Source organism: Shewanella goraebulensis (genome assembly GCF_030252245.1).
Lineage (GTDB): Bacteria > Pseudomonadota > Gammaproteobacteria > Enterobacterales > Shewanellaceae > Shewanella > Shewanella goraebulensis.
On sequence record NZ_CP126972.1, the window covers coordinates 1,782,215 to 1,806,477 of the forward strand.

Sequence of the window (24,263 nt, forward strand, 5' to 3'; positions counted from 1 at the left end):
GTTTAAGCGAAAACCTGCCGTTATGCCTCATATTCAAACCGCTCAATTTTTAAATCAGTTAGAACAACAACTCAAGCAAAGTGCTTTATGGTCCGAAAATGCACCAAGCGATTTTGCTCTAACTAGTACAGCGCCATTTGCCTGTGACACACTACGTTTTGAACAATGGCTGCAGTTTATATTCATTCCTAAGATGAGTCAGATGATAGCTCAAGGCTTGCCATTGCCGACACAAATCTCTTTAACACCAATGGCTGAGCAAGCATGGATAAATCATAAAGACCTTACCAAATTAGCGACTTTGCTAGAGCAGATAGATGACTTTTTAACACGTCAGTAAAAGGTAAATACAATGACTGAAGAGAAATATATCAGCCCATTTGCTGAAGATGAGTATTTCGATACTAATGATGTTGATGTCAACAGTACTGATAGTGAGATTAATTCAGCTGATGTGGAAGGAAGCGATGAAATCGCCCCCGAGCTTGAAATTTTGTTTGAAGATGAGCATATCGTAGCAATCCATAAACCTGCGGGGTTATTGGTTCATCGCTCTTATTTAGCAAGAAAGGAACGTTTTTTTGCGATGCAACTGACGCGTGATTTAGTCGGCTGTCATGTATTTCCTGTTCACCGCTTAGATAGACCTACATCAGGTGTACTTGTTTTCGCTAAAAGCAGTGAAGTCGCGCGAGATTTATGTCAGCAGTTTGAACAGCATCAAATTGAAAAAACATACCTCGCATTAGTACGAGGCAATATGCACGAAGCTGCGAGACTTGATTATGCGCTTAAAGTAGAACTTGACGATGTGGCGGATAAGAAATCACGTAAGGATAAACCTGCTCAAGATGCAGTAACGGATTATGCTCCGCTTTTAAATGCTGAAATTCCCTTTAGTTCAGGAAGATACCCTTCAAGTCGTTTTTGTTTAATTAAGTTATCTCCGCAAACAGGGCGTAAACATCAGTTACGTCGCCATATGGCGCATTTACGCCACCCTATTATTGGTGACACTACCCATGGTGATGGTAAACAGAATAAGTTTTTCCGATCTCACTTTGAGGTTAATCGCTTGTGGTTAATAGCAAAGTCGATTCGATTTACTCATCCAGTGACCAAGCAATTAATGCATATTGAGGCTGAACTAGAACAAGAGTGGCTGACTATATTTGAACAATTCGGTTGGCAGGAAGAGCTTGATAATGCCAGTACGATAGACATTGCTTAACTGAGTCATGCTGTAAAAAATGTGAACTTGAGCGAAGATAAAGAGATATCTATTTAGGTATCTCTTTTTTATAGTTGTTTAAAAACATTCAAGCCGACGATACAGCTATCTGCGAAGATATGATTATCGACGATATCTTTACCGATGACATTTACCGACGACTATTAGCTAAAATAACGCGGTAGATATTAACTGGCTTTTAGCGGTGCTTTGGTATGTGCTAATAAAACTGATTTAAGTTTTTCAAACTCTTCAATTTTAGCTAGGGGTTCACTGGTATCTTGTTGTTCACAACGAAAATAGAAATTACGTCTAATGTGGGCTGATTTATGTTGCAGTTTAAACAATCTGTGCCTGTTGGCCTGACGCATAACAGTAACCTTAACGATTGGGTAAGTTATTACTTTTGTTTGTATTTCATACTTGCAGCCTAGCATTAGAATACAGTATGGTGAAGTTATCAACCTCATAAAGCAGCAGTACTGCTAAATGAATTATAGAAGTCAGTTAACTTAAAGAGAAGTATATCATGGAAAAAGTTAATTTAGTGTTCGGCACGGTATATGGTAGTGCGCAATTTGTTGCCGAAACACTGAACGATAAAATTGCCGAATTAGAATATTCAGTTAACTTACTGCAACCTACAGATCTCGCTGGCTATGTCCCAAGTGAAGATGAGCTACTGATTATAGTCACGTCTACAACCGGTCAAGGCGATTTACCTGATGATATCGCCCAATGGTTTGCTGAACTTAAATCTGTGGCGCCATACTTACCTAAATTACAATACAGTATCATTGGACTTGGTGATTCAAGTTACGAAACGTTTTGTGGCGCAGCTAAACAGTTTAATGAATTATTTATTGAACTTGGCGCTAAAAGCATCACCAAAATGTTAGAGATTGATGCATGTGAAACCATGGAACCTGAAACTGAAGCGACACAATGGATACCAGCTTGGCACGCAGCGGTTCAATCTCTCGCCAGTTAAGAAGGCTTAGCCAGCAATGGTTTAAATTTGCCCAGCGCCTTAGTCAGGCGCTGCTTATTCCTATTGCGATTTTACCGGCTGCCGGCGTCATGCTCGGCTTATCATTTAACCCCTTACCATTTATCCCTCCTGAACTTGCTACCGTTTTTTTGGCAGTGGGTAACCTCATTTTTACCATGATGCCGTTATTGTTTGCGATAGCTATCGCTATAGGCTTTTGTAAAGATCAAGGTATAGCTGCATTCGTTGCAGTATTTGGTTTTGGCGTCTTCATTTCTAGTTTGGGAGCGTTCACTGCTATTTACGACTTAAACTCGCGACCAATATGGGGGCTTGAAACCATAGATACAGGGATAGCGGGTGGTATATTAGTCGGAGGGTTAACCTGTTTTGTGGTTAGGTTAAGTCAGGATGTAAAATTGCCCGCCATGTTGTCATTTTTTGAGGGGCAACGAAGTGCGGCGCTCATCATCATTCCATTCGCCATTGCTTTGGCTTTTGTACTTGCCCATATTTGGCCTACGTTCGCTTATTACATTGATTCATTATCCCTTTGGGCGGTATACCAAGATCCTGCAATAGCCTTTGGGGTTTATGGCACGATTGAGCGCTTTTTAATTCCACTAGGTTTACATCATATTTGGAACGCGCCTTTCTATCTTGAAGTAGGTCAATACTTTCATGAAGGTAAAATGGTGCGTGGGGAAATAGCGAGGTACCTTGCAGGCGATCCTTTAGCTGGAAATTTAGCTGGCGGTTATTTAATTAAAATGTGGGGATTACCTGCAGCCGCTTTGGCGATTTGGCGCTGCGCTGATAAGTCAGAGCAAAACCGGGTCGCAGGTATTATGTTATCGGCTGCTGCAACAAGTTGGCTTACAGGTATCACGGAGCCCATTGAATTTGCGTTTATGTTTGTTGCGCCTGTTTTGTTTGTTATTCATGCAATTTTAACAGGGCTTGCTTATACCGTCTGTATTTTACTTGATGTTAACCATAGTGTGGTTTTTTCCCATGGATTAATTGATTTTAGTCTGCTGTTTGCTCAATCAAGTAATACCAGTTGGTTTTGGTTTCTAGGGCCATTAACCGCTTTTATCTATTACCTAATTTTTAGAGTAAGCATTTTAGCGTTTAATTTAAAAACGCCAGGCCGTTTGGAGTCAGATGAAGAAGGTAATAAAGAAAGCTTAAGGTCGATGATAAGTGCTTTAGGTGGGCCTGAAAATATCGTTGAGCTCAATGCCTGCTTAACTCGGTTAAGGATTGCGGTGGTAGATCCCAAGCTGGTAGATAAGCCTAGATTAATGAGACTAGGAGCAAAAGGGGTGATAAAAGTAGGCAAGGGTGTCCAAGTGGTATTTGGCACTAAAGCTGAAAGCCTCAGAAAACTGTTACAGAAGTACCTAGATACTCGTATTTAACCTCTTAACCTTCCTAAAGTTACTTAACCTTCCTAATTTAAGCAAACTGCTTATTTGAGTAACTTTATCCATTGATATTGTAGAATTGTCATCATTTTCTACATAATTTTATAAATACTACAAAGCATTTTACTTTAATCGACTGTAATCGTAAAAACAATGCTATCAACAGTTACTTTCTATACGGCTGTGTTATTAATGAATTCGTAAATGCGTTTTTAATTATTGATATGAGTAGTTTATTTATGAAAAACACACAGGTTAGTCAAAAAAGTGATGCCGATTTAACACCAATACCTCGCAAAATCTTAATTACAGATTGTGAAGATGCCCAAGGGTTAATCGCCAAGATCACTGGAGTGTGTTTTGCGCATCAGCTGAATATTATTAAGAACACCGAATTTGTTGACCATCAGCAAGGCCGTTTTTTTATGCGTACGGTGCTGGAGGGTAAGATTAATGATGAGGAGTTATTAGCTGATTTACGTGATGTTTTACCAGAGCAGAATCATATGAAATTGGTTAATGCAGGTAAAAAACGAATTGTGGTGCTGGTTACCAAAGAAGCGCACTGCTTAGGTGATATCCTGATGAAATCCTATTACGGTGGTTTAGATGTTGAAATCGCTGCAGTCATCGGAAACTACGATATCTTACAAGGTTTAACTGAAAAATTTGATATTCCATTCCATCATGTCTGTCATCAAGGTTTGGATAGGCAGCAACATGAACAAGCGATGCTTGAGAAAATTAAGTTGTACTCTCCAGACTATATCGTTCTCGCTAAATTTATGCGTATTTTAACGCCTGAGTTTGTTGCTGAATTCCCTAATACTATTATCAACATCCACCATTCATTTTTACCGGCCTTTATTGGTGCTTCACCTTATCGTCAAGCGTGGGAAAGGGGAGTTAAAATTATTGGCGCGACAGCCCATTTTGTGAATAACTGTTTAGACGAAGGGCCTATCATCAAACAAGATGTAATTAATGTGGATCATAGCTTTAGCGCGGAAGAAATGGCTCACAATGGTCGTGATGTTGAAAAGAGCGTATTAAGTAAAGCTTTGCAACTGGTACTTGAAGAACAAGTAGTGGTTTATGGTAATAAGACAGTCGTATTCTGAAATTAACACAACTCTGCACTTAAGATAATACCGCTTATAAAAAAGGCTCAGTAAGAATACTGAGCCTTTTACGTTTATAGAGTAAGCTAGATGAAAGAACATCTACTCATTCTTAATAAAACGTATTAATCAACGATACGTAAAAGTTCGTTAATGCCCACTTTACCGCGAGTTTTAGCATCGACTTTCTTAACGATGATTGCAGCGTATAGGCTGTATGTACCACATTTAGAAGGTAAGTTACCTGATACAACCACTGAACCTGCAGGTACACGGCCGTAATGAACTTCGCCAGTTTCACGGTCAAAAATACGTGTGCTTTGGCCAATGTATACGCCCATTGAGATTACGCTGCCTTCTTCAACAACAACGCCTTCAACAATTTCACTACGTGCGCCAATGAAACAGTTATCTTCAATGATGGTTGGGCCAGCTTGTAATGGCTCAAGTACACCACCAATGCCAACACCACCTGATAAATGAACGTTCTTACCGATTTGAGCACAAGACCCTACTGTTGCCCATGTATCAACCATAGTGCCTTCATCAACGAATGCGCCTAGGTTTACGTAAGATGGCATTAATACGGTGTTCTTACCGATAAATGAGCCTTTACGAACGGTTGCTGGTGGAACCACACGAATGGCTTCTTCTTTAAAGCGTTCAGCTGTGTAGTCAGAGAATTTTTGTGGCACTTTATCAAAGTACTTAGTGTCACCACCTTCAACAACTTCGTTGTCGAAAATACGGAAAGAAAGTAAAACGGCTTTCTTTAACCACTGATGTACATGCCATTCGCCATCAATCTTCTCTGCTACGCGAGCTTGACCTTTATCAAGCATGCTAATAACAGTTTCGATATCTGCACGAACACTTGGCTCTACCGTGCTAGGTGTGATGTCCTGACGAGCCTCAAATGCAGCTTCTATGCGTTGGCGTAATGCCTCCATTACTTTCTCCCAAATTGTATTTATTGATGTAAAGGTTGAGTCAGCGCTTCTAAAAGCGCTTCAGATAATTGTGATTGTTGTTCATCGCTAAGAGCTTGGCCGAGCGCAGTCTGTAAAATAAAGAAATCTTCGGCGCGCTCACCAATGGTGGTAATTTTTGCTGATAATAATGTGATATCGCAGCGGTAAAGCACATCACCCACTTTTGCTAGCAGTCCTGGGCTGTCTAACGCAATTAGCTCCATCATACTTGTATCATGCTTCGCACCCGGTAAGAAACTCACTTGTGTGCGAACGTTAAAAGGTTTCATGATCCGTGACATCTTTCTAAACTTTGGTGGTTTAGACTTTTGTGTCGCCAATCTCTTTTCAAGCGACTTTTTAATCGACTGGATACGTGAAAGTTGGCTGATTGGTTCGCCGTCTTGCTCTAAAATAACGAAAGTATCTAAAGCGTAATCATCGTTTGATGTCATGATGTTAGCATCATGAACATTTATGTTTTTGTTATCTAACACTGTCATAACAGTGGCGAATAACTTGGGTTTGTCTTTAGCGTAAACAAATAACTCGCTGCCACCACGGGTTGTGTGTTTTGAGATGAGCACTAATGGTTTTTGTTTATCATGTTTAAGCAGTGCTTCAGTGTGCCAAGAAACTTGATTGGGTTGATGACGTAAAAAATAGTCATCTTTAAAGCGGCTCCAAAGTTCATTAATGGCTTTTTGCTTCACACCACGTCTTAATAGTTCTTTTTGTGCTTTTTGTTGGACTTCTAAAACCCTATCTGCAACGTCAATAGGCTTTTCTTTGCCTCGAGATAACACGCGTTGGGTGGAAAAATATAAATCTCGTAATAATGAGCCTTTCCAGTTATTCCATGCTTTGTGGTTAGTAGCGCAGATATCAGCCACGGTAAGGCAATATAAGTAACTTAAATGCACTGCATCCTGCACTTGATCTGCAAATTTGGCTACCACTTCAGGATCTGAAATATCACGGCGCTGAGCGGTAACCGACATCACCAAATGATTTTCCACTAACCATGCAACAAGTCGCCCGTCATGATCGCTTAAACCATGCAGCTTACAAAAATCTAATGCATCGGTAGCACCTAATTTACTGTGGTCGCCACCTCGTCCTTTGGCAATATCATGAAAGATAGCCCCAAGCACCAATAAGCCTTTTTTAGGTAACTGATTAATTAGGATAGCGCCAAGTGGAAACTCATCTTTTTGATCTGGTTGTGCAAACCGGTCAATATTCAGCAGTAATCTATGGGTGTGCTCATCGACTGTATAAGCATGGAATAAGTCAAACTGCATTTGACCTTCAATTTTTCGCCACGCCGGAAAATATGAAGATAAAATCCCATGTTTGTGCATGAGTGATAATGCAGCAATACCACGAGGGTGCTTTAAGATTGCCATAAAATACTTACGGCATTCAGGGTTATCTTGCAGTGGCGCTTTTAACCTGCGCCTTGCTTGTCTAAGTAAACGCAATGTTGGCGCGTATATACGTCTAACATTAGAGTTCTTGGCAACTAGAAAAAACAAATTAATGATTTGTTCAGGGTGTTGTTCAAATAATTGGTCATCTAAGACTTCAATATATCGGCCACGGCGCTGGTAATGTTCACTAATTGGATAGATAGTCAATGATGAAGACATGCTCAATGTTGCGCGCTTAAACAGCTGAAGCAGCATTTCGTTAAGCTCCATCACACGCCTGACTGTGCGATAGTAGCGTTTCATCATTTGTTCGACAGCGAGTTGTGTCTCATCTTCATAACCCATCATGCTGGCGACTTGTCTTTGTAAATCAAACAACAAACGGTTTTCGTTTCGCCCAGCAATCATGTGTAAACAAAAGCGTAGTTGCCATAAAAAGTCTTGGCACTCTAATAGCTCTTTTAGCTCCACAGGCTCTAAAAAGTCATGGTCGACGAGTTCTGCTAGGGTCGCAGCATCAAAATGTCGCATGGCAACCCATGCAACAGTTTGAATATCACGCAGTCCACCAGGGCATGACTTTAAGTTTGGCTCTAAATCGAAAGCATTGGCTTTGAGGTGACGTTGATGTTGCTCTTCTATTTTTCCGAGGAAAAAAGTATTCGACGGCCAAAAACCTTCTTGTCTAATAGCATTATAAAGTTCATCAAATAATGATTCTTGACCAATTAGTAGTCTTGCTTCGAGGAGGTTAGTCGCAGTGGTGATATCTTGCTGACCTTGAACTAAGGTTTCTTCGATAGTGCGAACACTATGACCAAGTTCTAGGCCTGAATCCCATAAGTAAGTGATAAATTCACTAATGGCATCTTTGGCTTGTTGGCTGACAATGTCTGATTGAGCTAATAAAAGAAGATCAATATCTGAATGTGGGTGAAGTTCGCCGCGGCCATATCCACCAACGGCAATCAAGCTTATTTGAAAATTGTTTAATTCAAACTTACGCCAACTTTCAAGTAAAAGGTCATCAACAAACTTGCAGCGCTGCTGAACAAGTTCAGTTATTGGTTGTTTAGCAGTAAATTGCTCCAATAAACGCTGGTTAAATTCAATAAGCGTGTTTTTAGCTACCAGCGCAGTGTTCATTGACGTCCTTTATTTACGTTAAAATTTATACAGTTCTAGGGAAGTCTTCTTCGCCACGTAATGTGAGTACTTCTACACCTGTTTCAGTAACCAATAGTGTGTGTTCCCACTGAGCTGATTTTTTACCATCTGAAGTGGTCACTGTCCAGTTATCTTCTTTATCTAAAACAGTCGTGTAACGTCCAGCATTAATCATTGGCTCAATAGTGAAACACATACCCGCTTTTAATACTGTGTTGTCATTATTTTTATAATGCACAACTTGAGGTTCTTCATGGAAGCCTTCGCCAATACCGTGACCGCAATAGTCTTGCACGATTGAGTATTTATCTAAGCCAGATTTACTTGCTTTAATAAACTTTTCGATAGCAGTCCCAATTTCACCCAATTTAACACCTGGACGAACTTTCTTAATCGCTAGGTATAAGCTTTCTTGTGCAATTCGTGCAAGCCTTCTGTCTTTTGGACTTACATCACCAATTAAAAACATTTTAGATGTATCGCCATGGAACCCATCTTTGATTACTGTGATATCGATATTCAAAATATCGCCATTTTTTAATTGGTAACCACTTGGGATACCGTGACAGACAACCTCATTAACAGAAGTACAAATTGATTTAGGGAAACCATGGTAGTTAAGCGGCGCAGATATAGCGTCATGCTCTTCAGTAAACTTTGCACAAATGTCATTTAGCTCATCTGTGGTTACACCAACTTTTACATGGGGTGCAATCATTTCTAGTACTTCAGCAGCCAATTTGCCTGCTGCACGCATTTTTTCGATTTGTTCTGCTGTCTTGATGACTATGCTCATGAATGTTCTCTTACCGTTATATCAGTCAAAAAAGGCGCAAATAAATTTGGCAAAATTTGTGCTTTTTACCTAGTTATGGTATAAAGCGCGCCGTTATGTTTAAGTCTTAATGAAGCTGTAATTTGAATAAAGTATAAATACTTTCTTCACTTACTGTTCCACTAAGCGTAAAATATGGCGGCCATTATACATGTTATAGTTGGCAATTTAACTAAATACTAAATCACACACGTATCGGCACATTCTTCGGGGTGCTCTTAGTGGGCTATTTTAGCAAACGAGAGTCGAAGGTATGGGATTCGTGGAGGTCTAACCCCCCAAATTAAGGTATATAAAATGACTACTGTTTCAATGCGCGACATGCTTCAAGCTGGTGTTCACTTCGGTCACCAAACTCGTTACTGGAATCCTAAGATGAAGCCTTTCATCTTCGGTGCTCGTAATGGTGTTCACATCATCAACCTTGAGCACACTGTGCCAATGTTTAACGAAGCATTAGCGTTCATCAGCAACGTTGCTTCTAAGAAAGGTAAAATCCTTTTTGTTGGTACTAAGCGCGCTGCTGGCGAAGCTATCAAAGAAGCTGCAATTTCTTGTGACCAGTACTACGTTGATCACCGCTGGTTAGGTGGCATGTTGACTAACTGGAAAACTGTTCGTCAGTCAATCAAACGTCTTAAAGAGCTAGAAAGCCAGTCAGTTGACGGTACTTTCGACAAGCTTACTAAGAAAGAAGCATTAATGCGTACTCGCGAGCTAGAGAAGTTAGAAAAATCTTTAGGCGGTATCAAAAACATGGGCGGCTTACCTGACGTATTATTCGTTATCGGTGCTGACCATGAGCATATTGCTATTAAAGAAGCTAACAACTTAGGTATCCCAGTTGTTGCTGTTGTTGATACTAACTCTGCTCCAGACGGCGTTAACTACATCGTTCCTGGTAACGATGATGCTATGCGTTCTATCCGTTTGTACACTTCTTCTGTTGCTGCAGCTGCTAACTCAGGCCGTGGTCAAGATTTAGCTGTTCAAGCTGAGCAAGACGGTTTCGTAGAAACTGTTTAATAAGGTGTGATGGTTTCCATCTCCCTTATTGACCAATAAAAAATTGGTGAGCAGGGGCCTTATGGCCCCTGTTTTTAAATGCAAAATTAGACGAATTTAAATAGAGGATTTAACAATGGCAATTACTGCTGCCCAAGTTAAAGAACTTCGTGACCGCACTGGCGCTGGCATGATGGACTGTAAAAAAGCATTGACTGAAACTAACGGTGATATCGAGCTTGCTATCGATAACATGCGTAAAAGTGGTGCTGCTAAAGCTGCTAAAAAAGCAGGTAACATTGCTGCTGAAGGTACTATCCTTATTCAAAGTGGCGAAGGTTACACAGCTTTATTAGAAGTTAACTGTCAAACTGACTTCGTTGCTAAAGATGGCAACTTCTTAGCATTTGCTAACGAAGTACTAGCTGTTGCAGCTGCTTCTAAAGTAAGCATCGAAGAGCTTAAAGCACAATTCGAAGAAACTCGTGTTGCGCTTGTTGCTAAAATTGGTGAAAACATCAACGTTCGTCGCGTTGAGTACATCGATGGTGCTGAGCAAGCTTCTTACCGTCACGGCGACCGTATCGGTGTTGTTGTAACTGGTGAAGCTGACGCTGAAACTCTTAAGCACATTGCTATGCATGTTGCTGCTTCTAAGCCTGAATTCGTTAATCCTACAGATGTACCTGCTGATGTTGTTGCTCGTGAGCAAGCACTTCAAGTAGAAATCGCGATGAACGAAGGTAAGCCTCAAGAAATCGCTGAGAAAATGGTTATCGGTCGTATGAAGAAGTTTACTGGTGAGATCTCTCTTACTGGCCAAGCTTATATCATGGAACCAAAGAAAACTGTTGGCGACATTCTTAAAGAGAAAGGCGCTTCAGTAACTAACTTCATTCGTTTAGAAGTTGGTGAAGGTATCGAGAAGAAAGAAGAAGATTTCGCTGCAGAAGTTGCTGCGCAAATTGCTGCTACTAAAAAAGCGTAATTAAACATCTCTTCATACCCTAAAGCCGCAGCAACCGCTGCGGTTTTGTTATAATTAGGAAAAAATTATGAGCACCAATCCAAAACCTGCATTTAGACGCGTTCTTTTAAAGTTAAGCGGCGAAGCGTTAATGGGCGAAGAAGGCTTCGGTATTGACCCTAAAGTTCTTGACCGTATGGCTCAAGAAGTTAAAGAGTTAGTTGAACTTGGTATTCAAGTTGGGGTTGTAATTGGTGGTGGTAATCTATTCCGTGGTGAAGGCTTAGCACAAGCTGGTATGAATCGTGTTGTTGGTGACCATATGGGTATGCTTGCAACTGTGATGAATGGCTTAGCAATGCGTGATGCGCTACACCGTGCCTATGTTAATGCTCGTTTGATGTCAGCTATACCTTTAAAGGGTGTGTGTGACGACTACAACTGGGCTGAGGCCATTAGTTTATTAAAATCTGGCCGAGTGGTAATTTTTGCTGCTGGTACAGGTAATCCATTTTGTACCACCGATTCTGCTGCATGTTTACGTGGTATTGAAATTGAAGCTGAAGTGGTTCTGAAAGGGACAAAAGTTGATGGTGTTTACTCAGCTGATCCAATGAAAGATCCTGAAGCTGTAAAATATGACTCATTAACTTATGATGAAGTTTTAGAAAATGAATTTAAGGTGATGGATCTAGCAGCCTTTACGCTAGCCCGTGACCATAACATGCCTATCTTAGTTTTCAACATGAATAAACCTGGTGCCTTACGTCGTGTTATCATGGGTGAAGAAGAAGGCACTCACATTAAAAACTAATTAACCTTAACGGTTAGTTTGTTTAATGCCTGAAAATTTTCATTTGAACGACTATCGACATAGAAAAATCTATGTGCCATTCTCAGATAATCGTTCAAGTAATAAGTATTTGTGACCAAAAGGATATTTATCGTGATTGATACAATTAAAGAAGATGCTCAAGAACGTATGAGCAAGTGTGTTGAAGCTACTAAAAACCAAATGGCGAAAGTACGTACTGGTCGTGCTCACCCAAGTTTACTTGATTCAATTCAAGTGTCTTATTACGGTTCAATGACACCACTTAAGCAAGTTGCAAATATTGGTATCGAAGATTCACGTACCTTAAATGTAACTGTATTTGATGCTACTATGGTTCAAGCTGTTGAAAAAGCGATCATGAGTTCAGATCTAGGTCTTAACCCAATGACTGCTGGTAACGCTATGCGTATCCCGCTACCAGCACTAACTGAAGAACGTCGTAAAGACTTCATCAAAGTAGTACGTGGTGAAGCTGAAAATGGCCGTGTTGCCGTTCGTAATGTACGTCGTGACGCAATTAGCGAAGTTAAAAAGCTTGAAAAAGCAAAAGAGTGTACTGAAGATGATGTTCGTCGTAGTGAAGATGAAGTTCAGAAGTTCACTGATGCAAGTATCAAGAATATTGATGGAATTTTAGCTGCTAAAGAAAAAGAATTGATGGAAGTCTAATTCTCGACCTAGCAAAGCTAGAGTTAAAGCGCCGTGTAAGGTTATACTACACGGCGTTTGTCTATTTGAAAGGGTTGTAATAGATGTCATCCACTGTTGGATATGAGTCAGAAACAGAATCGAATGCTGAACTAGAAACATCGGAAATTTTGCCTAGTCAACTTTCTGATGTTGTAAAGCAGTCGCTTCCTAAGCATGTCGCTATTATTATGGACGGTAATGGTCGCTGGGCTCAGTTACAAGGGAAACCAAGAGTGTTTGGCCATAAGGCTGGAGTTAAAACAGTACGTCGTGCTGTGAGCCTCGCGAGCCAGCTCGGAATCGAGTCATTAACTTTGTTCGCTTTTTCTAGCGAAAACTGGCGTAGACCAGATAAAGAAGTCAGTTTATTAATGGAATTATTTTTCTCGGTTTTACAAAGAGAAATAAAGCTACTCCACAACAATCAAGTTCGCTTAAATATCATTGGTGATATCAGTCGTTTTTCTGCGCGTTTACAAAAACAGATCCATAAAGCACAACAACAAACTGCAGATAATACTGGGCTGGTACTTAATGTTGCAGCTAATTATGGTGGCCGTTGGGATATTTTGCAGGCTGCTCAAAAGCTGGCTGACAAAGTGGCTCAAGGTGAGTTAGCGTCTAGTGAATTAACCGAAGAAGCATTAAATCAACAACTTTGTATGAACGAGCAAAATGAAGTTGATTTAATGATACGTACTGGCGGTGATTACCGCATCAGTAACTTTATTTTATGGCAGGCTGCATACGCTGAATTAGTCTTTACTGAGACTTTGTGGCCAGATTTCAATGAGCAAGCATTTAAAGATGCCCTTGCCATTTTTGCCAGCAGGCAACGTAGATTCGGTTTGACAGGGTGTCAAATTGAAGAAATACGTGCTATTTAAGAATATTTAAGAGGCTTTTGCTTTGTTAAAACAACGAATTATAACAGTTTTATGGTTACTCCCTTTAGTGATAGGGGCCATATTCTTTTTACCCGCAGAATACTTTGCTTGGGCACTTATCCCTGTCTTTATGATTGGTGCTAAAGAGTGGGGCAGTTTTATTGACCCACAATGTACCGCGACCCAGTGGACCTTTACAGCCACAGTGACAATAATTTTAGTGTCATTGAATATATTTGTTCCTGTTGAGGCTTTGTGGCTTAAAGGCCAAGTCCACCCAATCTTTTTAGCTATTATAACCATCGGTTTATTCTGGTGGATTATTAGTACATTACTGATTTTTACTTTTCCAAAGAGTAGTGTGACTTGGAAAAACAGCCCGATGTTAAAGTCGATGTTTGGTCAATTAACTTTAATCCCGTGTTTTGTATCGTTAATTACTCTTAAATCAATTAGTAGTAATGTTGACCCATACTTTGGTGGTGCATTGGTATTCTTGGTGATGCTCATTGTTTGGGCTGCTGACACAGGTGCCTATTTTGCTGGACGCTCGATTGGTAAACATAAATTGATGCCAAATGTGAGCCCTAATAAAACCTTAGAAGGTTTGGGCGGAGGCTTAGTTGCGACCATGGCAGTCGTGTTTGGTGTGATGTATTACTCACCAGAACAAGAGCTTGGGTTAGTGATAGCTGTAACACTTATCACAGCTGTGGCTTCTGCATTTGGCGATCTTTCTGAGAGTATGTTCAAACGCGCAGCTAACATCAAAGACTCAGGTAAAATTTTACCTGGCCATGGCGGTGTATTAGATCGCATGGACAGTCTTACGGCTGCATTACCCGTATTTACCTTTATTTACCTAGCGTTCTGGATTTAATTCGCCATGCAAAATATGGTCATTCTCGGAGCCACTGGCTCTATTGGTAATAGTACTTTAAGTGTTATTAGTCATAATCCTGAACAATATAATGTTTATGGATTAGTGGCTAATTCCAGTGTTGAAAAAATGCTGGCGCTTTGTATTGAGCATAAACCGCGTTATGCCCATATGGTTAACGCTGATGCGGCCAAAGCGCTTAAAGCTATCATGCCAGCAGCGTTAACGACTGAAGTACTCACAGGTGAAGACGAACTAATTGATTTAGTGACATCATCCGCTGTGGATACCGTTATGGCGGCAATTGTTGGCGCTGCTGGTTTAACTTCTACTTTTGCAGCGGTCAAAGCGGGCAAAAGAGTCTTGTTAGCCAATAAAGAAGCGCTGGTGATGTCCGGTGAGCTATTTATGAATGCGACTCGTGACAGTGGTGCAACCTTGCTTCCTGTTGATAGTGAACACAATGCAATTTTTCAATGTATGCCAACTGAAGTGCAGTCAAATTTAGGTGATTGCGACCTTGCTGCATCGGGGATTTCTCATATTTTATTAACAGGTTCTGGTGGTCCTTTCTTAACGGCTGATTTAGCCAGCTTAAATGCAATGACGCCAACACAAGCTTGTAATCATCCTAATTGGTCAATGGGGCCTAAAATTTCAGTAGATTCAGCAACGATGATGAACAAAGGGCTGGAATTTATCGAAGCTCGCTGGCTGTTTAATACTAATGCAGAACAACTAAAGGTTGTTATTCATCCTCAAAGTGTCATTCATTCAATGGTACAGTACTTAGATGGCTCCGTTATAGCGCAAATGGGTAACCCAGATATGCGTACACCGATTGCGCATTGTATGTCTTTCCCTGAAAGAATTTACGCTGGAGTTGAACCTTTAGACTTTTTCAAACTCAGAGAATTAAGCTTCTGTGAACCAGACTATGGTCGTTTCCCATGTTTAGCGCTTGCGATGCAAGCTTGTGATAAAGGGCAGGAAGCAACAACAGTTTTAAATGCTGCCAATGAAATAGCTGTGGATGCATTTTTAAAGCAACAAATTAACTTTACCGATATTGCTAGAGTGAATGAGATTAGTTTGGAAAAAACACCACAATCGTCATTAAGCACTATCGAAGATATTATGAATTTAGACGCTCAAGCTCGCGTTATCGCACGAGAAGCTATTAAAGCAATTAACTAGTTCGTAGGAGAACGATGTTCGATTTTTTATGGAACCTGGGGTCATTTATTGTCGCACTGGGTATTTTGATTACTGCGCATGAGTACGGACATTTTTGGGTAGCACGTCGTTGTGGTATCAAAGTAGAACGTTTTTCTATTGGTTTTGGTAAAGCCATTTGGCGAAAAGTTGGCAAAGATGGCACTGAATATGTTGTCGCAATGCTACCTTTAGGCGGTTATGTCAAAATGCTCGATGAGCGTGTTGAAGACGTTCCTGATGAGTTAAAAGACCAAGCGTTTAATCGTAAAACGGTTTGGCAACGTATTGCAGTGGTTTCAGCAGGACCAATTGCTAACTTCCTGTTTGCGATTGTTGCATTGTATTTAATGTATCTAATCGGCGTGCCATCACTTAAGCCAGTTATTGATACTACTAGAGCAAACACACCAGCTGCTCAAATAGAGCTGCAAGAGCCGATGCAAATTGTGTCTGTTTCTGGTCAAAAAGTCAGAAACTGGGAAGAAGTTAATCTGGCTCTGGTGAGTCATATCGGTGGTCGTGAACTTGATATTAGTTTAAAACCATTATCTTCATCTAGCACAGATCAAGCACCGCTAAAAACTTATACGCTGGATATTCGCCAGTGGCAATTTGACCCAGATAAAGAATCACCTATTACAGCTATGGGCTTAGGCATTTACCGGCCCGGTATTGAACCTGTTATTGCTTTAGTCAGTAAAGGCAGTGCAGCTGAGGTTGCAGGATTGGCGTTAGGTGATGAAATTATTAAGATAAATCGTACACCTTATCAAGATTGGAATGCTTTTGTGGATGTGATACAAACATCAGCAGACAAAGACGTAGAGCTAACTGTTCTGCGCGATAATAAACAACAGACCTTAATTGTGACTCCGCAAGCGCAAACCAATGCTAATGGAGAAACAATTGGTGTAGTAGGTGTGAGTCCGACTCAAATTGATTGGCCTGAAAGTATGCGCTTCCAGCTTGAGTATGGCATAGTAGATTCCTTTGCTGCTGCGGCAGATAAAACATGGCAACTGGTCGTTGTCAGCTTTAAGATGATTGGAAAACTGTTTACCGGCGATGTGTCGGTGAAAAACTTGAGCGGTCCGATTTCTATAGCCCAAGGTGCTGGTACCAGTGCTGACTATGGATTGGTGTATTTTCTCGGGTTTATCGCACTCATCAGTGTGAACTTAGGCATAATTAATTTATTGCCTTTGCCAGTACTCGATGGGGGACACTTGCTGTATTACTTTATCGAAGTGATTACGGGTAAGCCTGTGCCAGAGAAGGTACAGGATATAGGATTCAGGTTTGGTGCAGCTATGTTGCTGTTGTTGATGAGTATTGCACTCTTTAACGATTTTTCCAGACTCTGAGCAGGGAACACAAATAATTAGAAGTGCTCTATGAGATTGAATAAACTTTTTGCCTCGATGATTTTAGTCGGTGCGTCATTTTCAGGCAATGGTGTGGCTGAACCTTTCCAACCATTTGAAGTGACCGACATCCAGATTGATGGTTTACAACGAGTTGCACTCGGTGCTGCCTTGTTAAGTCTCCCCGTCAAAGTGGGTGATACTGTTGACCAAATTAAATTACAACAAGCGATAAAAAGCTTATATGCCTCAACCAACTTTGAAACAATCAGTGTAGCCCACGAAGGTGGTATATTGATTGTCAATGTTAAAGAGCGTGCAACAATCAGTGCTGTTACCTTTGAAGGTAACAAAGATATTAAAGATGAGCAGCTCCAAGAAAGTTTGGATGGCTCAGGCATTAAAATCGGTGAGTCACTTGATAGAACCATGCTGTCTGGTATTGAAAAAGGCCTGCAAGATTTTTATTACGGTGTAGGTAAATACGGTGCAAAAGTTGAAGCGGAAGTGATCAACTTACCTCGTAACCGTGTTGAACTTAAATTTAACTTTACTGAAGGCTTAGCGGCTGAAATTCGCCAAATTAACGTAGTAGGAAATACGGTTTTTTCTGATGCAGAACTTATCGGTTTACTTGAGTTAAAAGACTATGTTGCTTGGTGGGATTTATTCGGTGAACGTCGTTACCAAAAGCAAAAGTTACAAGCCGACTTAGAGACGGTTAAAACTTATTATCATAATCAGGGTTATATTCGCTTTGAAGTCACCTCGACTCAAGTTGCGATGACACCTGATAGAAAAGGCTTATATATCACCATCAATGTTGATGAAGGTGAAAAATATAAAGTGTCTGAAGTTAACCTGACTGGCGAGTTAATGGGCCGTGAAAAGTTAATGAAAGCCATTTTGCCAATCAAAGAAGGCGATATGTATAACGGTGGTGATGTGACATTCACCGAAGAAATGTACAGTAAATATTTAGGCCGCTTTGGTTACGCATATCCTGAAGTAAAAACGTTCCCTGAAATTAACGACGAAACCAAGGAAGTTGCATTAAATATTAATGTAAATCCTGGTAAGCGTGTTTATGTTCGCTCAATTAACTTTAGTGGCAATGCGGTGACTAAAGATGAAGTGATGCGTCGTGAACTACGTCAAATGGAAGGTGCATGGTTGAACTCTGCGCAAGTTGAGCAATCAAAAGCACGTTTAAACCGTTTGGGTTACTTCGAAACCGTCGACACTGAAACAGTTCAAGTACCAGGCAGTGACGATCTTGTTGATGTCGCCTTTAACGTTAAAGAGCAGCCTTCTGGCTCATTTAACGCTGGTGTTGGCTATGGTACCGAATCAGGTTTAAGTCTTCAGTTTGGTGTTCAGCAAAGTAACTTCTTAGGCACGGGTAACCAAGCAGGTGTTAGCTTAAATACCAATAAATACTCTAAGAACGTTAACTTCTCGTACACTGACCCTTACTTTACTAAAGACGGAGTAAGTTTAGGTGGCAGTATTTACTGGAATGAATTTGATGCGAATGAGGCTAACCTTGAGCGCTATAAAAACAAATCATACGGTATTGCGTTAAATTCTGGTTTCCCAATTAATGAATACAACCGTTTAAACGGTGGTATTGGTTACCGTCATAACTCGATTTCTGAAATTTCAGCTTACGAGCAAGCTTTACGGTTTTATAATGTATATCGTGAATCTGACGATCCTAATGCAGATTTAAGTTTTGATAACTTTGAGCTTAACGGTGGTTGGTCTCGCAGCACATTAAACCGTGGTACTTTCCCAACCGACGGTTCATCACAGCGTTTCAGTGCTAAGGCGACGATTCCTGGTTCAGATTTACAGTATTTTAAAACCGATTTAGATACTAATTTCTACTTACCTTTAACTCGTAACCATGGTTTCGTGTTGTTAACACGTGCTCGTTTAGGTTATGCGAATGGTTATGGTCAGTTTAACGACAATGACCAAATTCTTCCTTTCTGGGAGAACTACTATTCAGGTGGTAGCAGTTCATTACGTGGTTTCTCGTCTAACTCAGTTGGCCCACGTTCGTTCTATCTATACCGTGGTAGTGAGCCATGTTCGCCGGATCCTTCTGGTGATAGCTGTTCATTACCTGGTGAGCCGAATCAAATTCAAGTAAGTTCAGGTCGTTCGATTGGTGGTAATGCTATCGCGACAGCGAGTATGGAAATGATTGTTCCTACTCCATTCTTGGATGAGGCTTATTCTAATTCAGTACGTACTAGTTTCTTCGTTGACGCTGGTAACGTATGGGATACCGAGTTTGATTATGACTCGTATAGATATCTTCCAGCCGATGAGTTTGATAAATTGGAAGATTATAGTGACCCAAGTCGAATCCGTGCCTCTTGGGGTATGAGTGTTCAATGGTTATCACCGATGGGACCTATGGTGTTTAGCTTGGCTTGGCCGATTAAAGAATACGAAGATGATGAAACAGAGATCTTTTCGTTCAATATTGGCAAAACGTTCTAAAACAAATAAACTCGGCAAGTTTTGCTGATAATAACAAGGAGTCTATTTTGAAAAAGATGGTAAATCGCGCGTTAGTAACAATGGCATTTTTAAGTGCACCTATGATGGCACATGCTGAAAAAATTGCTGTGGTTGACATGGGCGAAGTATTTGAGCAACTGCCACAACGTGAACAAATTTCACAATCTCTAAAAACTGAGTTTGGTGATCGTGTTGCTGACGTACAAAAAATGCAAGAAGAAATGCGTATTATGGTTGAGAAGCAGCAACGTGATGGTGCGTTGATGAGCGAAAGCCAAAAAACAGATCTTGTACGTAAAATGGAATCACTAAAATCTGATTTCCAACTAAAAGGCAAAGCACTTGATGAAGACATGCGTCGTCGTCAAGGTGAAGAGCAAAACAAGCTTTTAGTTAAAGTACAAGAAGCTATCAACACAATCGCTGAAAAAGAGTCTTACGATATCGTTCTTCAACGTGGTGCCGTTATCTTCGTTAAGCCTGATGCAGACATCAGCAACAAAGTTGTTCAAGCGTTAAGTAAAGGCAACTAATGAAAACTGTGACTTTAAAAGAGCTTGGTCAGCTGTTGGGCGCATTAGTTAAAGGTGATGAAACATTGGAAATTACCAGTGTAGCCACTTTAGAGGATGCGACCCAAGATCAACTTTCTTTTTTAGCCAATAGTAAGTACCGTGCACAGCTTGAGAACTCTCAAGCTGGTGCGGTGTTATTGAGTGAAAAAGATGCTGAAGATTACCAAGGTAATGCTTTAGTTTTGAAAGATCCCTATGTCGGCTTTGCCCGAATTGCACAACTTCTCGATACCACTCCTAAAGTAACTTCAGGTATCCATCCTTCAGCACAAATTGACCCTACTGCACAGTTAGGGGAAAACGTCGCTATTGCTGCCAATGCTGTGGTAGGTGCGAATGTTATTCTTGGTAATGATGTGCAAATTGGAGCCGGTTCAGTTGTTGGTGAACAGTCTATTATTGGTTCAGGTACATGCTTAAAAGCAAATGTGACTGTGTACCATAATGTGGTTGTAGGCCAAGATTGTATATTCCACTCTGCCAGTGTTATTGGTTCTGATGGCTTTGGTTATGCCAATGAAAAAGGCAATTGGATCAAAATACCTCAAACCGGTGGCGTTAGAATTGGCGATAATGTAGAGATTGGTGCAGGAACAACTATCGATTGTGGTGCACTTTCACCGACAGAAATTCATGACGGTGTCATTATCGATAACCAAGTACAAATAGCGCATAACTGTGTTATTGGGCAAAATACTGCGATTGCTGGTGCCACATTTATTGCTGGTAGTACAACAATTGGTAAGTATTGTATTTTGGGTGGTGGCTGCGGTATAGCAGGTCATTTAAAAATCATTGATGGAACCCACGTATCTGGTAGTACCAATATAACCAGTGAAATACGTAAACCAGGTCTGTATTCATCTGCTACAATTGCTATGGATAACAAGACGTGGCGAAGAAATACTGTTCGTTTCCGCCATTTAGACGAATTATTTAATCGTGTTAAAACGATTGAAAAGAAAATCAAAGATTAGAAGTCATGGCTCACTAGTAGCCATTGCGAGGACTTAAGCGTGTCAAACCAATTAAATACAATGGATATTGAAGAAATTCTTCAGTATCTTCCTCATAGATATCCATTTTTGTTAGTTGACCGTGTATTAGATTATACCGTTGGTGAATCTTTACATGCGATTAAAAACGTGACGTTTAATGAACCATTTTTCCAAGGTCATTTCCCTGTAAAACCTGTTATGCCTGGTGTATTGATTATCGAAGCCATGGCACAAGCTACAGGTTTATTGGCATTTAAGACCATGAGCCCTGAGCCTTCACCAGATGTATTATATTTACTTGCTGGTGTTGATAAAGCACGTTTTAAACGTGTCGTTTCTCCAGGTGACCAAGTTCATTTCCATGTCAAAATGATTAAAGAACGCCGAGGGATTGGTGTATTTGAAGGACAAGCATTCGTCGATGGCGAATTAGCGTGTTCTGCCGAAATTATGTGTGCACGTAGAGAGATCAACAAGTGATTGATAAGTTAGCATTCGTACATCCTGACGCAAAAATCGGCAACAATGTCACTATTGGCCCTTGGAGCTATATTGGCGCTGATGTAGAAATTGGTGACGATACATGGGTCAGCTCTCATGTGGTGATCAAAGGCCCAAGTGTCATTGGTAAAGGTAACCGCTTTTTTCAGTTCTCTTCCATTGGTGAAGAGTGTCAAGATAAAAAATATGCAGGTGAACCAACCACATTGATCATGGGTGATAATAATATTGTCCGCGAAAATGTGACTATTCACCGTGGCACGATTCAAGATAATAGTGAAACACGCATTGGTTCAAATAACCTATTGATGGCTTATGTTCACATCGCTCACGATTGTGTTTTAGGCGATAACATTATCATGGCAAACAATGCATCTATTGCTGGTCATGTACATGTGGGTGACTGGGCTATTTTAGGCGGCATGACTGGGGTTCATCAGTTTGTGCATATTGGTGCTCATGCCTTTACTGCTGGATCGTCAACTATTTTCCAAGATGTGCCGCCATTTGTTATGGCTGCGGGGAGTCCTGCAATTCCGCGCGGTTTAAATGCTGAAGGCTTAAAACGTCGTGGCTTTACCAAAGAGACACAACACGCGATTCGTCGTACTTATAAGTCACTGTACCGTAAAAACTTAACGATTGAGGAAGCATTAGCTGAAATCTCAGAAGATGCTGAATCCGATGAATACGTTAAAGGTATGGTTGAATTTATCAATAGCTCATCTCGTGGGATCATTCGATAAAATAAACAATGACAAATAATACCCCTCGTATATTTGCAATGGTCGCCGGAGAACTCTCCGGCGATATTTTAGGTGCTGGATTAATTAAGTCCTTGCAAAAGCAATATCCTGATGCCCAGTTTATCGGTATCGGCGGCCCTCAAATGGAAGCGCTTGGCTTTGAAAGTTTCTTTTCATACGAAGAGCTCGCAGTGATGGGGATAGTTGAGGTTTTAGGCCGACTACCTAGACTACTCAAAGTTAGAGCTACGCTGATTGAAAAAATTTGTCAGGCTAAACCTGATTGCTTTATCGGCATCGATGCGCCAGATTTTAATATCGGTCTTGAGTTAAAGCTCAAAAACAAAGGTGTTAAAACCGTTCATTATGTCAGCCCATCTGTGTGGGCTTGGCGTCCAAAGCGTATCTTTAAAATTGCAAAAGCAACCAATATGGTGCTATCGCTACTGCCTTTTGAAAAAGCCTTTTACGATAAATATCAAGTTCCTTGTACCTTTGTTGGTCATACATTGGCTGATGATATACCAATGGAAAGTGATAAATTAGCTGCTAGAGAATTACTGGGCTTAGATCCTCATGCTGAATATTTAGCAGTATTACCGGGTTCTCGCGGAAGTGAGCTTAAGCAACTTGCTGAACCTTTCATCAAAGCGATTGTGATTGTTAAACAAAAATATCCTGATATTAAGTTTGTCACTCCACTAGTGAACGAAGCACGTAGACTGCAGTTTGTTGCAGCTCTTAAAGAGTTCGCCCCAGATTTAGAAATTGAGCTGATTGAAGGTCAATCTCGCGAAGTGATGGCAGCATCAGATGCCATACTTTTAGCCTCAGGTACCGCTGCTTTAGAAGCAATGTTAGTTAAACGTCCGACAGTCATGTCATATAGAGTGAACGGGCTGACATACAGTATCGCTAAAAGATTGATGAGCCTTGAACACTATTCGTTACCTAATTTATTAGCTGATCGCGCGATAATTCCTGAAATTGTGCAAGACGAGTGTAATGAGCACAATATTGCAGCTGCTGTAATTGAACAATTGAACATTGATTTCGCACCTTTGAAAGCTGAGTTTGAAAAGATGCATCTTACACTTCGTTGTAATGCAAGTGACCGTGCTGCGGAAGCAGTAATCAAAGTTATCAACGAGCAATAACGAAGCAGTATCCCAAATAAACCACCCATCACAAGAGAATGTGTAATGAGCCGAATTCCTGCGGTAATTAAAGGTATCACGCCTGAACAAGTAGAATACATTAGCCGTGGTGTTGTTGCAGGTGTCGATGAAGTTGGTCGTGGCCCATTAGTGGGTGATGTTGTGACGGCAGCTGTCATATTAGATCCTAGCAATCCTATTACTGGTTTAAACGATTCTAAAAAGCTTACAGAGAAACGTCGTGAAGCTTTGTATATTGAAATTATCGATAAAGCATTAGCTATCAGTGTTGGCCGAGCGTCTCCCACCGAAATTGATAAAATTAATATCCTTCACGCTACAATGCTTGCGATGCAAAGAGCTGTTAGTGGTTTATCTATTCAGCCTGAGCGGGTATTAGTTGATGGGAACCGTTCACCTGATTTTGGAATTCAAAGTCATGCCATTATCAAAGGCGATGGCTTAGTTGCTGCAATCAGTGCCGCATCAATCATCGCTAAAGTGACTCGTGACAGAGAAATGGCAGAACTTGATGCTCGATACCCGCAATATGGCTTTGCTAATCACAAAGGTTACCCAACAAAAGCACACTTTGAGGCTCTTGAGACTCATGGGGTGTTAGATGAACATCGCAAAAGTTTTAAGCCGGTTATGGCGCTTTTAGATAGAAGTTAATTCTTACTATAGAGCTTGAATCGGTTACGGCACCAAAGAGATGTCAGTAAC

24 protein-coding genes are annotated in these 24,263 nt (G+C 40.7%); 20 read left to right on the forward strand and 4 right to left on the reverse strand.

Annotated elements, in window-relative coordinates; translation table 11 throughout:
- The first annotated feature begins 22 nt into the window (after nucleotides 1-22).
- Both QPX86_RS07435 and truC read left to right on the forward strand, forming a co-directional pair.
- Nucleotides 23-340, forward strand: coding sequence for a YqcC family protein (locus tag QPX86_RS07435; RefSeq protein WP_285164796.1), 318 nt, complete (start codon nucleotides 23-25; stop codon nucleotides 338-340).
- Between the two features lie 12 nt (nucleotides 341-352).
- Nucleotides 353-1,231 carry a tRNA pseudouridine(65) synthase TruC gene (truC, locus tag QPX86_RS07440; RefSeq protein ID WP_285164797.1) on the forward strand — a complete coding sequence of 293 codons (879 nt, stop codon included), beginning with the start codon at nucleotides 353-355 and terminating at the stop codon, nucleotides 1,229-1,231.
- 188 nt (nucleotides 1,232-1,419) lie between these two features.
- Here truC and QPX86_RS07445 read toward each other — a convergent pair whose 3' ends face one another.
- Nucleotides 1,420-1,602, reverse strand: coding sequence for a hypothetical protein (locus QPX86_RS07445; protein ID WP_220753847.1), 183 nt, complete (start codon nucleotides 1,600-1,602; stop codon nucleotides 1,420-1,422).
- Nucleotides 1,603-1,760: 158 nt separating this feature from the next.
- Between QPX86_RS07445 and QPX86_RS07450 the strand changes: the two genes are divergently transcribed.
- The 3 genes from QPX86_RS07450 to purU all read left to right on the forward strand — a co-directional run bounded on the left by QPX86_RS07450 (nucleotide 1,761) and on the right by purU (nucleotide 4,773).
- Entirely contained in the window at nucleotides 1,761-2,222 is a 462-nt protein-coding gene (locus QPX86_RS07450; protein ID WP_285164798.1) for a flavodoxin, read from the forward strand.
- Nucleotides 2,177-3,646, forward strand: coding sequence for a PTS transporter subunit EIIC (locus tag QPX86_RS07455; protein WP_285164799.1), 1,470 nt, complete (start codon nucleotides 2,177-2,179; stop codon nucleotides 3,644-3,646). The genes QPX86_RS07450 and QPX86_RS07455 overlap by 46 nt, the downstream gene beginning before the upstream one ends.
- 245 nt (nucleotides 3,647-3,891) lie before the next feature.
- Nucleotides 3,892-4,773 (forward strand): formyltetrahydrofolate deformylase, encoded by an 882-nt coding sequence (purU, locus tag QPX86_RS07460; protein WP_285164800.1) that lies wholly within the window; start codon nucleotides 3,892-3,894, stop codon nucleotides 4,771-4,773.
- Between the two features lie 125 nt (nucleotides 4,774-4,898).
- Here the strand turns inward: purU and dapD are convergent, their stop codons facing one another.
- From dapD to map, 3 genes are read right to left on the reverse strand one after another with little or no spacing between them, the layout of a single operon-like run.
- Nucleotides 4,899-5,723, reverse strand: coding sequence for a 2,3,4,5-tetrahydropyridine-2,6-dicarboxylate N-succinyltransferase (gene dapD, locus QPX86_RS07465; RefSeq protein WP_102527878.1), 825 nt, complete (start codon nucleotides 5,721-5,723; stop codon nucleotides 4,899-4,901).
- A 20-nt stretch (nucleotides 5,724-5,743) separates the two neighbouring features.
- On the reverse strand, nucleotides 5,744-8,323 hold the full coding sequence (gene glnD / locus QPX86_RS07470) for a bifunctional uridylyltransferase/uridylyl-removing protein GlnD (protein ID WP_285164801.1): 2,580 nt from the start codon (nucleotides 8,321-8,323) through the stop codon (nucleotides 5,744-5,746).
- Nucleotides 8,324-8,348: 25 nt separating this feature from the next.
- Nucleotides 8,349-9,140 carry a type I methionyl aminopeptidase gene (gene map / locus QPX86_RS07475; protein WP_220753852.1) on the reverse strand — a complete coding sequence of 264 codons (792 nt, stop codon included), beginning with the start codon at nucleotides 9,138-9,140 and terminating at the stop codon, nucleotides 8,349-8,351.
- A 336-nt stretch (nucleotides 9,141-9,476) separates the two neighbouring features.
- Between map and rpsB the strand changes: the two genes are divergently transcribed.
- The 15 genes from rpsB to rnhB all read left to right on the forward strand — a co-directional run bounded on the left by rpsB (nucleotide 9,477) and on the right by rnhB (nucleotide 24,212).
- Nucleotides 9,477-10,205: a 30S ribosomal protein S2 gene (gene rpsB / locus QPX86_RS07480; protein ID WP_220753853.1), complete on the forward strand. Its 729-nt coding sequence runs from the start codon at nucleotides 9,477-9,479 to the stop codon at nucleotides 10,203-10,205.
- A 115-nt stretch (nucleotides 10,206-10,320) separates the two neighbouring features.
- Nucleotides 10,321-11,172, forward strand: coding sequence for a translation elongation factor Ts (tsf, locus tag QPX86_RS07485; protein ID WP_220753854.1), 852 nt, complete (start codon nucleotides 10,321-10,323; stop codon nucleotides 11,170-11,172).
- A gap of 67 nt (nucleotides 11,173-11,239) precedes the next feature.
- Nucleotides 11,240-11,965, forward strand: coding sequence for a UMP kinase (pyrH, locus tag QPX86_RS07490; RefSeq protein WP_285164802.1), 726 nt, complete (start codon nucleotides 11,240-11,242; stop codon nucleotides 11,963-11,965).
- Between the two features lie 132 nt (nucleotides 11,966-12,097).
- Nucleotides 12,098-12,655 carry a ribosome recycling factor gene (gene frr / locus QPX86_RS07495; protein WP_220753856.1) on the forward strand — a complete coding sequence of 186 codons (558 nt, stop codon included), beginning with the start codon at nucleotides 12,098-12,100 and terminating at the stop codon, nucleotides 12,653-12,655.
- An 83-nt stretch (nucleotides 12,656-12,738) separates the two neighbouring features.
- Entirely contained in the window at nucleotides 12,739-13,563 is an 825-nt protein-coding gene (uppS, locus tag QPX86_RS07500; protein ID WP_285164803.1) for a polyprenyl diphosphate synthase, read from the forward strand.
- A gap of 22 nt (nucleotides 13,564-13,585) precedes the next feature.
- Nucleotides 13,586-14,443 (forward strand): phosphatidate cytidylyltransferase, encoded by an 858-nt coding sequence (locus QPX86_RS07505; RefSeq protein ID WP_220753858.1) that lies wholly within the window; start codon nucleotides 13,586-13,588, stop codon nucleotides 14,441-14,443.
- Nucleotides 14,444-14,449: 6 nt separating this feature from the next.
- Nucleotides 14,450-15,640: a 1-deoxy-D-xylulose-5-phosphate reductoisomerase gene (gene ispC / locus QPX86_RS07510; RefSeq protein ID WP_220753859.1), complete on the forward strand. Its 1,191-nt coding sequence runs from the start codon at nucleotides 14,450-14,452 to the stop codon at nucleotides 15,638-15,640.
- 14 nt (nucleotides 15,641-15,654) lie between these two features.
- On the forward strand, nucleotides 15,655-17,025 hold the full coding sequence (gene rseP / locus QPX86_RS07515) for a sigma E protease regulator RseP (protein WP_285164804.1): 1,371 nt from the start codon (nucleotides 15,655-15,657) through the stop codon (nucleotides 17,023-17,025).
- A 30-nt stretch (nucleotides 17,026-17,055) separates the two neighbouring features.
- Nucleotides 17,056-19,539: an outer membrane protein assembly factor BamA gene (gene bamA / locus QPX86_RS07520; protein ID WP_285164805.1), complete on the forward strand. Its 2,484-nt coding sequence runs from the start codon at nucleotides 17,056-17,058 to the stop codon at nucleotides 19,537-19,539.
- A gap of 56 nt (nucleotides 19,540-19,595) precedes the next feature.
- The gene (locus tag QPX86_RS07525; RefSeq protein ID WP_285165149.1) at nucleotides 19,596-20,093 is read left to right on the forward strand and encodes an OmpH family outer membrane protein; all 498 of its coding nucleotides are present in this window, start codon (nucleotides 19,596-19,598) and stop codon (nucleotides 20,091-20,093) included.
- Nucleotides 20,093-21,112, forward strand: a complete 1,020-nt coding sequence (gene lpxD / locus QPX86_RS07530) for a UDP-3-O-(3-hydroxymyristoyl)glucosamine N-acyltransferase (RefSeq protein ID WP_285164806.1) — start codon at nucleotides 20,093-20,095, stop codon at nucleotides 21,110-21,112. The genes QPX86_RS07525 and lpxD overlap by 1 nt, the downstream gene beginning before the upstream one ends.
- A gap of 39 nt (nucleotides 21,113-21,151) precedes the next feature.
- Entirely contained in the window at nucleotides 21,152-21,613 is a 462-nt protein-coding gene (gene fabZ / locus QPX86_RS07535; protein ID WP_220753863.1) for a 3-hydroxyacyl-ACP dehydratase FabZ, read from the forward strand.
- Nucleotides 21,610-22,380, forward strand: coding sequence for an acyl-ACP--UDP-N-acetylglucosamine O-acyltransferase (lpxA, locus tag QPX86_RS07540; protein WP_285164807.1), 771 nt, complete (start codon nucleotides 21,610-21,612; stop codon nucleotides 22,378-22,380). The genes fabZ and lpxA overlap by 4 nt, the downstream gene beginning before the upstream one ends.
- An 8-nt stretch (nucleotides 22,381-22,388) precedes the next feature.
- Nucleotides 22,389-23,537: a lipid-A-disaccharide synthase gene (gene lpxB / locus QPX86_RS07545; protein WP_285164808.1), complete on the forward strand. Its 1,149-nt coding sequence runs from the start codon at nucleotides 22,389-22,391 to the stop codon at nucleotides 23,535-23,537.
- Between the two features lie 45 nt (nucleotides 23,538-23,582).
- Complete coding sequence (rnhB, locus tag QPX86_RS07550; RefSeq protein WP_285164809.1) at nucleotides 23,583-24,212, forward strand: ribonuclease HII; 630 nt, start codon at nucleotides 23,583-23,585, stop codon at nucleotides 24,210-24,212.
- Nucleotides 24,213-24,263 lie beyond the last annotated feature (51 nt).